The sequence below is a fragment of the Viridibacillus arenosi genome (assembly GCF_001955655.1).
GTDB lineage: Bacteria > Bacillota > Bacilli > Bacillales_A > Planococcaceae > Viridibacillus > Viridibacillus arenosi.
The window spans coordinates 44,968-59,194 of the sequence record NZ_MSPW01000004.1 but is presented as its reverse complement, the minus strand read 5'-3'; the positions used below and the strand labels follow the sequence as shown (position 1 = coordinate 59,194).

The following is a 14,227-nucleotide window of genomic DNA, read 5'->3' as shown; positions in this document are numbered from 1 at the left end:
ATTTGATAAAGTCGTCATTTCTGTCCTCCTCTCTTAATCGTAATTAATTCGTGGATCGATAAATGTATATACGATATCAACTACTAAGTTCACGACTACAAATAATGTCGCAACAAGCAACACTGAACCTTGTACTAAAGGAAAGTCTCGCATAGCTATAGCATCAATCATTAAACGCCCAACACCATTAATAGCAAATACTTTCTCTGTAATTATTGTTCCACCGAGTAAAAGTCCAAAATTCAGACCGATTACGGTAATAACCGGAATCATCGCGTTTTTTAACGTATGTATCCAGATAACTTTTCCTTCCTTCAATCCTTTTGCCCTAGCAGTTCTAATATAATCAGCTTTCGCGACTTCTAGAATAGAGGAGCGTGTCATACGGGCAATCATTGCAGCAGACCCTGTACCTAATGTAATAGCAGGCAATATCAACTGCTTAATTCCTTCCCATGTATACAACGGCTGATCCATTCCACCAACTGGCAACCACTGTAAATTCACAGCAAAAACTAAAATTAGTAACGCACCTAACCAAAAATTTGGAATTGAAATTCCTGCTAGCGCAAAAGTTGTAGATGTTGCATCTAGCCATGTATTATGGCGTAATGCAGATATTAATCCAGTGACAATACCAATAATTATCGCAACAATCATACTTGCTATGGCCAACTTTAAAGTATTCGGAAATCGGACAGCTATTGCCTCAGAAACTGATTGTTTTGTCTGATAAGAATATCCAAAATCCCCCTGTACTGCATTTTTTACGTAACGACCATATTGAACGAGGAATGGGTCATTCAACCCCAAGTTATCTCGTATATTTTCAAGGTCAGATTCAGTTGCAGTTGGTCCGCCTATCATTGTTGAAGGGTCACCTGGAGCAATATACATAGATGAAAACACAAGAAATGATATCCCCACTAATAACAATAAAAGTTCAACTATTCGTCGAGCAATTAGACTTATCAAATCAAAACCTCCTTAATCATTTGTTAATTAAAAACCCCATTTGGATTAACAAACGGATAGTTTTCACTGTTTTTGATTATAAAATATAAAATTATAAAAATCTATAGAATTTTCGAAATTTTTAAATTATATTGATTTTCATTACATTAATTAATCAATTTATATTTAATTATTAACAAATGAATGGAAATACAAAGTTATCGATCAGATGTTAATCTCGAGGGATTCACAAAAGTTCCGCTCTACAAATCAAAAAAAAGAGAACCGAATATCGATTCTCTTAGAGTTTTAATCCTAAACGACTTTTAAATCTTCTAAGTAATATATTACTTTCAACTCGCGTTATTCCTTCTAAAGCATATAACTCTTCATTAATAAACTTTTCTAAACTGGCGAAATCATCGACTAATACGTGCATGTGTAATGTTGATGGCCCTGTCATTTGATAACAACTTACTACACTATGATTAAAAGCTAATTTTTCTGCCACTTCAACTAATGATTTTGGTTCACAATCTACTTCAAAAAAAGCAGAAACATTTTTTCCTATTTTTTCAGAATTCACCACCACTGTAAACCGTTCAATTATTCCTTTTTCTTGTAAATTATTAACTCGTTCACGAATAGCCACTCTTGAAAGATTTAATTCTTTACCTATATCTACATAAGAAATTCGTCCATTTCCAATTAATAAATCCAATATTTTTTTATCGATACTATCCATTTGCTCCATTCATATCACCCCTTTATTTTCAACACAATATAGTTTTTAACTAGTTCTTTAATAATATAGCTGAAATATTCGTCAGTAGAAAGAATATTTCATTAAAAAACCATTAAAACTCTGAGAATTTAGCAAGCTCAAAACTTATTTTATATAACATATGTACTGTACATATACACTCAACAAGAAAGAAATTTTTAAGTCATGTACTCTTTTAAAATAGTAAACTTATTCTTTTTAAAGCACTCTATTTGTATCAAAGAACTCAATATGTCCCGGGAAATTATTTTCATATAAATTCATTTAACTTTCATATTAAAGATTTATCCATTTCCCTATCTTTGAATATATGAAAAGGTTGCCACCAATTCTGTGAGTTAGAATTTGGTGACAACCTAATTAGATAGTTATTTTAATTTCGCTTGTGCTTCTTTTGGAATATCCGAAAGCTTAACTTCATCGTATGAAGAAACGCCTTTTTTGTCTTTTACATAAAGCATTAAATATGCATCTTTACGTAAGTTTTTACTTGCAGTGAATTCAAATGATTTTGCTTCACCTTTTGCATTTACGCCTTCTAGATTATAAATATAAGTGACAAATATTTTCCCATCAGACTGCTTCTCCTCTTTTTTAAAACCATCTTCTGTAATATGCACATAATAGATATCTGCATTCATACGATTAAAATCAATTTTCCCTAATACTACAATGCCTATAACCCCAATTAGGATCAGTGCGCCAATTGCAATTAAAAATTTTTTCATTATTATCATCCTTCTCTTTTATTATTTTGGGTAATAATTCGATTATATGAATAAACCGTTAATACGTAATAGATTCCATAAATAGCTGTGTAAGCAACCATCCATATGATGACAGGCTTAGTGAAATCCATCGAAAATAACTTTGAAAATGCTGTTAATGCTACGGCACTATGTGTAAGACCAATGACAAGTGGTACAGAGAAAATAACAAATACTTGAGATGCCACTGTTTTTCTCATTTCTCTTGCACCAACACCCATTTTATAAAGCATATTGTATTGTGACTTATCTTCCTCTGCTTCTGTTAGTACTTTGAAGTAGATAATACTACCTGTGGCTGCTAGGAAGACAAGTCCTAAGAAACTACCAATGAATAATAGTGAACCCATTCCTTCAATACCGTTTTGATAATCCTCAGGTGCGCTTGAAAATTGAGCTTTGTCAGGCAATACACTAGCAATTTTCTTAGATAAATCAGTTGTTGCATCATCTACTCCAATAGCACGGAATTGCACACTCTCACCTTGTATTTCAAGCTCTTTATATTGCTCATTTGTGACTACTAGTGTCATTCCTGCCATTAGGTTTAAGACTGGAACTTCATGATACCCTTCCAATGTAATTGTTGTTCCTTTTTTTTCCGCTGTAATCGTCTTACCCGCATATTTCGGCGATAGACTTTCATGATATTGAACATCAATCATAGTCGCTTTATTACCTTTTAAATTTAGTTCTTCTTTTTGTTGAAGTTTCGCTAACTTGTTGTATGTTGTTTCATTGATTACTGTGTAAATACGTTTATCTCCGTCTGTTCCCATTGCCGAATCAAGTTGCTTCGCCTCAAATGTAACGAATAATGCTGAGATATTTTCATCATATATTGTATTTGGTAGTAATGATGTTACTTTTTCGTTATCGACATTCGCTGTTTGCTCGTACATAAATGTGTTTGGATCAGTGAGCTTTACATTGTCATTAATATTGTAATACAGACTGTAAACCGCACCTCCAGCTGTTACTGTTGTTGCACTCAAAATAGCGATAACAGTTAATGTACGGGCGTTACCACGAACCCGGTAAAGCAATTGTGAAATGGTCATTAAGTGTAGACCTTTCCAAAGCCATTTTTCACGACGCTTGAATAAAGTTAGAACAAAACCTGTAACACTATGGAACAAAAGGAAAGTTCCTATAATAACTGTTGCTAATATAATAAGTGGTGTAAACATTCCTAAAATACGCCATGCTTCGGATGTTAATAAGTTCTGTAAAGCTAACCAATAACCCGTTCCGATGCTTATTACGCCTAAGATAGCGACAATCCATGACGGCTTGGGTGCTACTTCACCTTTCTTCGATGCATGGAATAGATCGATTAATTTAAATTGATAGATTAAACGATATCCTTGGAATGAAGTGATGAAGAAGATAATTAGGAAGACAGATGCTGTATTTATAACCGCTTCCGTTGAGAACGTAAATGGAGCGACAACATCATAACCCATTAAACGGATTAATAAGGTAACGAACAATTTTGAACTAAGGAATCCTAGAAAAACACCTATCACTAATGAAAATACACCAAGTAATAAGTTTTCAAAAAATAACATGAAACCAATTTGACGTTTTCTAACGCCTAATAATGCATAAAGCGCTACTTCCTTTTTTCTCTTTTTCATGAAAAATGAATTTGAATATGCGATGAAAATAGCAACAAAGAAGAGTAGTACCACGGCGGCTCCACTCATAAGGGACCCCATCTTCTGTGAAGACTTCGTCATATCAGAGACAATATCGCTATATTTTAAAGTAACAAAGGTAAAATAAATGACGATACTGAATACCATCGATGCGATATACAAAAAATACTGTGAAAAATTTCGTGCAATATTTTTTCTAGCTAAACTAAATAACGTCATCAACCTCACCCCCAATTGCAGATAAAGTATCTAAAATTTCTTGGAAAAACTCTTTCCGCGTTTGATCGCGACGGTAGATTTCCGTTGAAAGCTTGCCATCCTTAATGAATATAATGCGGCGGCAAAAACTTGCGGCGAAAGCATCATGCGTAACCATCATAATCGTTGATTCGTTGTTCTCATTAAGTGAACTTAAGCTTTCTAGTAGGTCTGTTGCAGATTTTGAATCTAGTGCACCTGTTGGCTCGTCAGCTAAAATGAGCGCAGGCTCTGTAACAATTGCTCTTGCAGCAGCCGTACGTTGCTTTTGACCTCCTGAAATTTGATATGGATATTGACTAAGCAAAGATTCAATTCCAAAAACTTTAGCTATTTTTTGGACGCGTTGTTCAATTTCTTTTGCAGGTACTTTTGCAATTGCTAACGGTAATAGAATATTTTCTTTTACGGTTAGTGAATCTAGCAAGTTGTAATCTTGAAAGATAAAGCCAAGATTATCGCGTCTAAAATCTGAGAGCTCAGCTTCCTTCATATCATGTATACCCTTATCATTCATAAAGATTTTACCTTCTGTTGGCGAATCGATTGTTGCAAGAAGATTTAGTAATGTTGATTTACCTGCTCCTGAGGGACCCATAATCCCAACAAATTCACCATGCTCAATTTGAAATGATATATTTTCTAACGCTGTGTAAGTATTCGATGTTTTACCATATATTTTTTTGACGTTTTCTATTTTTAATAATGATTCCATTTGCGTCACCTCTACTGTCATTTGTTGATATACATACTATATCGCCTCATCCTTACAGCATAATTGTCGTAACCTTACAGGAACCTTAAATCTTATTCGAGCACTATTAATTGTTATTTTCGCAAATAAAAAAAGACTTCCCGATTTACAGAAAGTCCTTTTCTATCTTTATTTTCTCGTTGTGTGTAAGTCTGATGCTTCATCAAAGTAAAATCGTCGTTTGCCTTTTCCAAATGCAACGAGCAATGCATGGAAGAACAGAACAACTATTAATACTAATTCAAGTAAGTTTGTACCCAGTGCTAAAAATACTTTTAATTTATAATACGGTGAACCAATTTGTAAGTTCATTTGAGCGAAAATACTTAGTACAAAGAATGCAAAATAAGTAAGATAGATTGCACCAAAACGTTTGAACAATCGCTTATTTGTATCTATAGTACTTACTTTACTATCATAGCGGAAACGCATAATTTTCGAACCAATTGAATGTCCATTCCACAAGATTGGAATGACAAAAAATGCAATGAAAATGACAATAGATTTAATCAGGAAATTTATAATTAAATTTGACTCTGTAAATGTAGTGCTTAATTGCCCAAGCAGATCAATAATGAAAATATCAATAAGTAATGCGATTAATACAGACATTGCACGAACATCATCAAGTGCAATCAATCTTTCCGCTTTTGCATTAATGCTTTCTTTTGATGGGAACAATGCCAAAATAGCAGGTGCGATGAAGAAGCCAAGTATGCCGCCTAATGTATTAAGCATCAAATCATCCACATCAAAAATACGATACGCACAGTTATAAATACCATAAATACCCGTCACTTGTGTGATTTCATAAAATAATGTTAATGCAAAAGTTAAGCCAAGTGCCCTTTTCCAGTACTTTCTTTGTTGAAAGAAATAACGTAAGTATACGCCAAACGGTAATAGTAATAAGAAATTAAAAAAGGCTTGATAAAAGGCAGACTGTTTAACTAATAATGCATATGTACTTGGCTGAGATAAAATCACACCACTATTTTTAAACATATCTGAGATAAAGGTAAACGGCATCAATGAATAATGCTGTGTACCTGGCTGTTGTGTAATACAAGTATTACGTGATTCTGGTAATGGGAGTAGAACTAAAAATAATGCGCTAATAAAATAAAAAATAAATGAAAATGCGATTAGCGTCGTTGATAATGGCAAGTATCCATATTTACGATATGTGTAAATAAGCCAAGGCACAAAAATAATAACGGCCAAAAGGATAAATACTATCATTGCAACGTAAATTGGCTGTGTATAAGCTGACATGCTCTCCTACCTCTTTCGTCATTAATTCATAAAATAATTCTCATCATACCAAAAAAGGCATTCAGATTAAAAGTATTTAAACTAAAATCGAATGCCTCCTGTTACCTAATCAATTTGTTATTCGCCTGCTATAATGCGCTCTTTACAAAAACTCAAAATCAATTCTTCTTCATCTTCTTCTAGACCAAATTCGAGCATTTTTTCAGTACCTTTATCAATGATGAAGTAATTCGCAAGCTTAAAGTCGTCCTCTTTTTTCCCTACGATTGCGCGAATCTCAAGACCACCTTCTACAAATAGTTCGTCTTCTTCATCTACTTCGATATCTAATAAGAATTCAAAGCGTTGTCCTTCAATAATATTTGTAGGATCTAAAATTTCATCCATTGTATATGCTAAAATGTCCATAAAGAATCGCTCCTCTTTTGCATGTTTCAATCATTAATATTAAAGCAAAAATGCGATTAGTAAAGTTTTTAGCTGATTTACCTGTACTTTTCGATAAAAAAATTAGGAGTGATGACGTTTGCAGACATTATTTTACTATCAAAATGCGATGATGAAAGAGTTTCCAGCAAAAATTATAAGAAAAGGGATTGAAGATGACGGACGCGAATTTATCGTGCTTGATAATACAGCATTCTATCCTACTGGTGGCGGTCAACCTCATGATACAGGTACTTTAAATGGCATTTCCGTAGTAGATGTAGAGAAAGTGGACGACGAAATTCGTCATTATATTGCAGAGTCTTTACCTAACGATGATGAATTGGTAATGGGCGTGCTCGATTGGGAACGACGATTCGATCATATGCAGCAACATGCAGGGCAGCATATTTTGACCGCTGCTTTTGTTGAGCTATTCGGCTACCAAACCATTAGCTTCCATCTAGGGCGAGGAACTGTAACGATAGATTTAGATATTGAAAACATTAGTGAAGACGAACTTGTAGCAGTAGAAGCTCTAGCTAACAAAATTATTTTGGAAAATCGACCAATTGAAACAAAGTGGGTGACAGTAGATGAATTAGAACGCTATAACCTTCGTAAAGCACTGAGTGTAACAAAAGAAATTCGCCTGGTTATCATTCCAGATTACGATTATAACGGCTGTGGTGGTATTCATCCCACTTCAACCGGACAAGTTAGCGCCATTAAAATTATGCATACTGAAAAACAAAAAAGAAAAATACGCGTGCATTTTGTTTGTGGCGGACGCGTATTAAGTGAACTACACTGGCGAAAAAATGAACTAAGTAAAGTGGCTAAACTAGCAAGTACTCCTGAAAACGAAGTGGCTGATACAGTTTCAAAACTATTTACTGTTCAAAAAGGATTAGAGAAAGCTTTAGATGCAGCCAAAGAACAATTGCTATCATATGAAGCATTAGAACTTGCAACAACCACTAAAAACGGTGTAACTGGTGCTGTTTATGCAGCGCGTTCCATTCAAGAATTGCAAAAGTTAGCTCGACTAGTTATAGCCGAAAATGAAAATATCGTGGTGCTTCTCGTTGCTGAGCAAGGAGAGAAGTTACAGTTTGTCGCTGCTCGCGGTACAAATGCAATTGATATGAGTATGAAAGATATTTCTTCAGCAGTCCTACCATTATTAAATGGCAAAGGTGGCGGTAGCGATGCCTTTGTACAGGGTGGTGGCGACCATACGATGACGGGTGCTGAATTACTAGAGAAGATGAGAAATATTATATAAACAGGCAACCAGTTAGCTCACTTTTTTACAATTAAAATAATCCACCTCTTTCTATAAAGAGGTGGATTTTAAATTATCAATTAAACCAATTAACTGAGTTCAGCAATTACTTATAATAATTTACAACAATTTGTACGATTAATAAGAGCGTAATACCACGTAATAGCGGATTAATATATTTCACATTCATTTTACGCGCCACTTTAATGCCTACTTGTGCGCCAATTATACCGCCAAACATTAAAGCAATTGTCAGTGGCCATTCGATTTTCCCTGTCGAAATGTATGTGATAGAACTACCAAAGCATCCTGCAAAAACACCTACTCTATTTAAGCCTACCGCACGGATATAAGCAATTTTCTGACTTGCATATAAATACATCTGTAATGTACCACTTCCAGGTCCAAACATCCCGTCATACATACCAATTCCAAATAACGATGAACCGGTTTTAATATTCAGCTTAAATTGTTCTTCCCCTTCAAAATTACTTTTCTTTAATAATGAAGTTATAAAAGCAAAGCCTAATAAAAAAATTGCTACTAGTGTCAATGTATCTCCACTCATTAACGAGGCAACCATTCCTCCTGTTGCTCCGCCTAATAAACAAGTGACTAACACGATACCTGATTCCTTTAACGTAATTTCCTTCTCTTTAAAGATTACTAGAAAGCTAGTAAATGAACTAACTGTATTCGCTACTTTATTTGCTCCAATAGCAGAATGCACGGGTAGACCATAAAGAAGCATCGTCGGTAAAGAAATCAATCCACCTCCCCCGCTTAGTGTGCCAATAAAGTTTCCGGCAAAGCCAATCACAATGAAGATAAAAAATGACACAAGACCCCTTCTTCCATCTTATCAACCTACTTCCATTTTATACGAAGTCGTCATAACAATAAATGTAAATATAAAATGGCCACCCATAGGATGACCATTCATTTTAATATGAGCTATGACCCTCTAATTCAAATGAATCCTCTTCATTTGAATTGCTGTCTTCAAAAGTTTCACCTTTGCGCTTTTCACTTTCTGTTATATACGCTGCACAAGTGATATCACCTGTTGTATTAACCGCTGTTCGTGCCATATCGAGTAAACGATCAATTCCAATAATAAGAGCTATTCCTTCAACTGGAAGCCCAACAGATTGTAAAACCATTGCCAGCATAATCAGTCCCGCTCCAGGTACAGCTGCGGTTCCAACACTTGCTAGTACAGCAATCATAACAACTGTAACAAGTTGACCAAAAGTTAAATCCACGTTGAATACTTGAGCGATAAAAATCGTTGCTACTCCTTGCATTATGGCAGTGCCATCCATATTCACTGTTGCACCTAATGGTTGGACAAAACTACTAATGGCCTTAGGAATACCCATCTTCTTCTGAGCTATCTCCATTGATACAGGTAATGTTGCACTACTACTTGATGTACTGAAGGCCACGGTCATAGCTGGGAAGAAGTCTTTGAAAAATTGCACCGGATTTCTACGACATAATAATGATATAGCTGTACCATAAACAATGAACATATGCAAAATAAGTGCGAGCATGACTACAACCATATAAAGTCCCATCGCTTTGATGGCACCTATCCCTTGTTTACCGATAGCAGAAGCAAGTAAACCAAATGTACCGTATGGAGCAAACTTCATCACGATGTTCACTAAAATCATCATGACTTCATTTCCCTGGTTTATCACTTTCAGTAAAGTGTTTGCTTTGCTTCCAAGGTAGCTAATAGCTATCCCCACAAAGACTGCGAAAAAAATAATCTGAAGCATATTTCCTTCTACCATTGCTTGGATAGGGTTTGTTGGAATAATAGAAAGGAACGTTTCTGAGATGGGTGGGGCTTTGTCTGCTTTATATTCTAAGCCTGTTGTTTCGAACTGCCCGATGTTCCCTGGTTGAATTATCGAAGCTAAGCCAATCCCTAAAATAATAGCCATTGCCGTAGTCAATAGGAAAAAGACCATCGTTTTAATACCTATACGTCCTAACTTTTTTGGATCACCAATATTCGCAGTCCCTAAAATAATGGAGAAGAACACAAGTGGCACTACAAGCATTTTAATAAGACTCAAGAAAATGGTACCTAATGGGCTAAAGAAGTATTGATCCACCTTAGGAAAGATATCCTCCGCCCACATATTCATCCCAATACCAACTAACGCACCTAATATGAGTGCAATAATAATATTACGAGCTAACTTCATCTTTTTCCCTCCTCGTTTAATGGAATACCAATTTCTAAATAAAAAATTATAGAAAATGCCCGCAGTGATATAGTATTGACTATTTTCACATACGGGCATTTTAACTAACTATTTACTTAAAACTTAACGATCAATAAAGGAGTTTAATGCTGTACTTAAAATACATCATCAATGAACTTAAATATTAACTACAATAAGTATTTTTTAAATGGGTAATTTACATATACCCTCTAGTTCAAATTCTTAAACCTTGTTTAAATAAAAAATTTTCAAATACAAACGACAATTTTTAAATTCTATCTTTAATGAAAAGCATCTTTTGATCGACGATTGTTTCAGTTATAAATTTATTCCAATCGACTATTAATGCGTTATAGCAAAATACATCTGGTAGCTCAACTTGATAATTATTCGTTGGAGCTTCCTCATAAAACGTATTCCAATCATTTTGCTCTTGGTAGCGTTCTAATTTACTCACTTGTTGCACTTTCTTTTGGAATATATTGTAGGCCAATAAGATTGTTGCTTCAAATACTTGTTGAGGATTTTCTTCCTGTAAGCTATTACGCAAACGTTTTGCCCAATCCTCAACCGTTTCACGATTTAAATCGCTAAATGCTTCTCGATTTCTAGTATAAGGATTATTTTTAGTCTCTAATTGACGTTGATTTATATCTTCTATTTTGTAGTTGAAAAATGATAAATACGCAGTCTCCATTTTACTAGCTAGTTCAGGGGATATACCATCTTTTTGAATCAGAAGTTCTAACTTCATACCTAAAAACCCAAGCTCTACTCCTAGCTGCTCCTCGCTAACGGAAGTTGATTTTTGGTTAGCTAATCTACGTTGTACTGCTTGGTAAAAAGCCGCTACTGCATTTAATTCCAATGTTGTATACGGATTTTCTCTTATTTTAATACGATTCTCATCTATTTTAGCTATCACTAAGCGTAGAATATCTCCCATAAAATATGAATCTCTTTCCAACCACTCATCCGATGTACCTTTAATAAAAGCGTAATCCTTATTTGCTACAACAAAATTTCCGTATTTAGCAAGTTTGTATTGATAAATCCCTTTAATCGATTGCTCCATTAAAGCTGATTCTCCTACTACTTCATTTTTTTCAAAAAAAGCGCCGACAGAATCAATAAAAGCATTCGACATTCTTTTTAACCCACGACCAAAAATTTCATCCAGTTTAGCAAGTTGTGCTACTTGGTCTTCACTTTCAAAATCACGTTCGATACGCATTTTATATGTGATATATTCGGAAGCTAAATAATCGAGATGCTCGCCAATAGCAGGAAGTCGTTCAAAAGAAATCCCACCTTTTGTACTCACATTAAATTCGACCATCTTCCAGAAAATTTCTTTTGGCAAGCCTTGTTGTTGAAATTGCTCTTCTGTAAGCGATTGCATTTTCATTCGCTTATCTGCTGAAAAATACATCGGTAAACGCTCCTGTACTTCCGCAATATATTTTTTCTTCAAGTGTTTTACCGTTTTCACATCTAAAAAAGGTTCTAAAATATTATTTTTATCGGCTTGATTCGTGTGTTGGTCAGGTAGGGACACTCTATTTTGTACATAATAATTGTTCACTTTACATGTCGCCCTCCTTTTAATAGTAATTATCGGTTATGTGAACATATAAATACCGACTGCATCTGTATGAATATTTTAACAATTTAATGTAGATGCGACTAGTCCTATTTATGAAACGTAAGCATAATAGGTACAACCGTCTTTGTTATACCCTATAATTATAGTAAATAATTCATTTCTGAAAGGTTTGATTATAGTTGAAGATTGCAATCATTGGTGGCGGCATCGGAGGTTTATGTGCTGCAGTTGCCCTTCAAAAAAGACAAATACATGTTGAAGTTTTCGAAGCCGCTCCTACTTTCCAACCCGTTGGCACCGGTATTGGCATTGGTTCAAATGCCATGCAGGCACTCATGAAAATGGGCGTTGGAGAAAAGGTCTATACAAATGGAACGACTTTGACAACGCAAGTGTTTCAAAACAGCACTGGAAAAATATTGAACACAATCGATTTTGGTGCTATTAAACGACTTTACGGACAGGAAAACATTACGATTCAACGGTCTGATCTACATAGTACTTTATTAGAAGCTTTAGCTGAAGGAACGGTGAAATATAGTAAGAAATGTGTAGATGTTGTATCTGAGGATACGCAAGTAACAGCTTTTTTTGAAGATGGGACATATGTGACAGCTGATTTGCTCATTGCGGCAGATGGGATTCACTCACCTATTCGGCAAAAACTTGTACCTGACTCTGCTCCGCGTTATGCCGGTTATATGTGCTGGCGTGGTGTAGCTGAAAACAAGGGGCGTGTTGATGAACATACATCCTGTGAAATATGGGCAACTTCTGGACGATTTGGCTATGCCCCCTTGAAAAACGGACAAGTTTACTGGTTTGCCTGCGTCAATGCACACGAAAATGATGCTTTTTATCACACCCTAGGTCGAAAAGAAATCGCTCGTTTGTTTGAAAAATTCCCTGCTCACGTTGCTGACCTTATACTGGATACAAAACCAGATGCTATTTTACACCATGATATAAAAGATATCCGTCCTCTAATGAAGTTCGCATATGGACGTATCGTTTTGTTAGGAGATGCTGCACATGCTACAACGCCAAATATGGGCCAAGGGGCTGGGCAATCGATTGAAGATGCACTTGTTTTAACGACGGCTCTTGCTGAATACGCTAATTTTCAAGACGCTCTCCAACACTATGAAAGCGAACGCGTAGCTCGTACAGCAAAAGTAATCTCACTTTCGCGCCAAATTGGTTGGAGCGCTCAACTTGGTTCCCCGATTTTAGCTAAGGCACGAGATATCGCCTTTCCACTTATACCGTCAAAGGCTTTACTGTGGAGATTAAAATTCCTATTTGATGTGAAGTTTAAATAATAAAATCGCTAAGTACTGAAATGCTTATCAGGACCTAGCGAAATTTTTTATTATTATATAGAATGTAATTCCACCACGACAATTTCAGGTAAATTGAGTAAGCGAACAGGCATTAGACTATTACCAAGCCCCCGACTAATTACTTGAGTCATATGATCGACCTCGAATGTACCAGCTGTATATTTCGGAAAGAATCCTTGCCCTGGTGCGATGAGACCACCGACACCTGGCAAACGGAATTGTCCGCCATGTGCATGACCAGAAAATGTTATATCAATATTATTTTCAGCATATACTGTCATGTATTCAGGACGATGAGCTAGTAAAAGCTTAAAATTAGCCTCTGATTGATGGAGAAGTGCAGTATCTAGCATTGCTTGTGTATCTGTTCCAGCAAGCGGATCTTCAATACCTACAATTTGAATTACTTCTCCATCTTTTTCAAATGGCAAGGTACTGTTTGATAATACATTGACGCCCAGTTCAGTAAGAGCACCTTTAATTTCGGAAACTTTATTTACAGCTATTTCATGATTACCTGTAACATAATAAACCGGCGCAATTTTCACAAAACCAGCGACAGCCTGCATGCTCTCCTCCAAATCATAGCGGTTGCGATCAATAACATCGCCTGTCAAGAAAATGGCATCCGGCTTTGCATCTAGAACCTTTTTAATAAGTCGATCCTGCTTATTGCCAAATGTAGCATCGTGTAAATCAGAAACTTGAACGATGCGCATACCATCGAAAGATTTTGGTAATTTCTTAGACTCTATTTTATACGTCGTTGTGACTAACCATTTGTTATTTACTATACAAAAAATCACAACCAGTATTAATCCGATAATAATACGTAAAATCTTCTTCAATGGTCATCGCTCGTTTCTTT

Annotated in this window: 13 protein-coding genes; 2 read left to right on the top strand and 11 right to left on the bottom strand. The window is 35.5% G+C overall.

The genetic code is table 11. The features are described from left to right. Positions 1 to 33: 33 nt before the first annotated feature. The 7 genes from nikB to BK137_RS09085 form a co-directional block, all read right to left on the bottom strand. Positions 34 to 975: a nickel ABC transporter permease gene (nikB, locus tag BK137_RS09115; protein ID WP_038180721.1), complete on the bottom strand. Its 942-nt coding sequence runs from the start codon at positions 973 to 975 to the stop codon at positions 34 to 36. A 280-nt stretch (positions 976 to 1,255) separates the two neighbouring features. Further along, a complete protein-coding gene (locus BK137_RS09110) occupies positions 1,256 to 1,708 on the bottom strand; it encodes an Lrp/AsnC family transcriptional regulator (RefSeq protein WP_038180723.1) in 453 nt (150 codons plus the stop codon). Between the two features lie 398 nt (positions 1,709 to 2,106). Then, on the bottom strand, positions 2,107 to 2,466 hold the full coding sequence (locus BK137_RS09105; RefSeq protein WP_038180725.1) for a YxeA family protein: 360 nt from the start codon (positions 2,464 to 2,466) through the stop codon (positions 2,107 to 2,109). 5 nt (positions 2,467 to 2,471) lie between these two features. Then, on the bottom strand, positions 2,472 to 4,385 hold the full coding sequence (locus BK137_RS09100; RefSeq protein WP_038180727.1) for an ABC transporter permease: 1,914 nt from the start codon (positions 4,383 to 4,385) through the stop codon (positions 2,472 to 2,474). After that, positions 4,372 to 5,139, bottom strand: a complete 768-nt coding sequence (locus tag BK137_RS09095; RefSeq protein WP_038180730.1) for an ABC transporter ATP-binding protein — start codon at positions 5,137 to 5,139, stop codon at positions 4,372 to 4,374. The genes BK137_RS09100 and BK137_RS09095 overlap by 14 nt, the downstream gene beginning before the upstream one ends. Before the next feature lie 168 nt (positions 5,140 to 5,307). Next, positions 5,308 to 6,453, bottom strand: a complete 1,146-nt coding sequence (locus BK137_RS09090; RefSeq protein WP_038180733.1) for a VanZ family protein — start codon at positions 6,451 to 6,453, stop codon at positions 5,308 to 5,310. Positions 6,454 to 6,570: 117 nt separating this feature from the next. Continuing rightward, positions 6,571 to 6,861, bottom strand: a complete 291-nt coding sequence (locus tag BK137_RS09085; RefSeq protein WP_038180735.1) for a DUF6509 family protein — start codon at positions 6,859 to 6,861, stop codon at positions 6,571 to 6,573. A gap of 118 nt (positions 6,862 to 6,979) precedes the next feature. Between BK137_RS09085 and BK137_RS09080 the strand changes: the two genes are divergently transcribed. Further along, positions 6,980 to 8,167, top strand: a complete 1,188-nt coding sequence (locus BK137_RS09080; RefSeq protein ID WP_038180739.1) for a serine-tRNA(Ala) deacylase AlaX — start codon at positions 6,980 to 6,982, stop codon at positions 8,165 to 8,167. A gap of 106 nt (positions 8,168 to 8,273) precedes the next feature. Here the strand turns inward: BK137_RS09080 and BK137_RS09075 are convergent, their stop codons facing one another. The 3 genes from BK137_RS09075 to BK137_RS09065 all read right to left on the bottom strand — a co-directional run bounded on the left by BK137_RS09075 (position 8,274) and on the right by BK137_RS09065 (position 11,995). Then, positions 8,274 to 9,008: a sulfite exporter TauE/SafE family protein gene (locus tag BK137_RS09075; RefSeq protein WP_038180741.1), complete on the bottom strand. Its 735-nt coding sequence runs from the start codon at positions 9,006 to 9,008 to the stop codon at positions 8,274 to 8,276. Between the two features lie 103 nt (positions 9,009 to 9,111). Then, the gene (locus BK137_RS09070; protein WP_051448594.1) at positions 9,112 to 10,389 is read right to left on the bottom strand and encodes a dicarboxylate/amino acid:cation symporter; all 1,278 of its coding nucleotides are present in this window, start codon (positions 10,387 to 10,389) and stop codon (positions 9,112 to 9,114) included. A gap of 289 nt (positions 10,390 to 10,678) precedes the next feature. Then, on the bottom strand, positions 10,679 to 11,995 hold the full coding sequence (locus BK137_RS09065) for a hypothetical protein (protein ID WP_051448595.1): 1,317 nt from the start codon (positions 11,993 to 11,995) through the stop codon (positions 10,679 to 10,681). A 200-nt stretch (positions 11,996 to 12,195) separates the two neighbouring features. Between BK137_RS09065 and BK137_RS09060 the strand changes: the two genes are divergently transcribed. Continuing rightward, positions 12,196 to 13,338, top strand: a complete 1,143-nt coding sequence (locus BK137_RS09060) for an FAD-dependent monooxygenase (RefSeq protein WP_038180743.1) — start codon at positions 12,196 to 12,198, stop codon at positions 13,336 to 13,338. 53 nt (positions 13,339 to 13,391) lie between these two features. Here BK137_RS09060 and BK137_RS09055 read toward each other — a convergent pair whose 3' ends face one another. Next, positions 13,392 to 14,207: a metallophosphoesterase gene (locus BK137_RS09055; RefSeq protein WP_038180746.1), complete on the bottom strand. Its 816-nt coding sequence runs from the start codon at positions 14,205 to 14,207 to the stop codon at positions 13,392 to 13,394. Between the last annotated feature and the right edge of the window lie 20 nt (positions 14,208 to 14,227).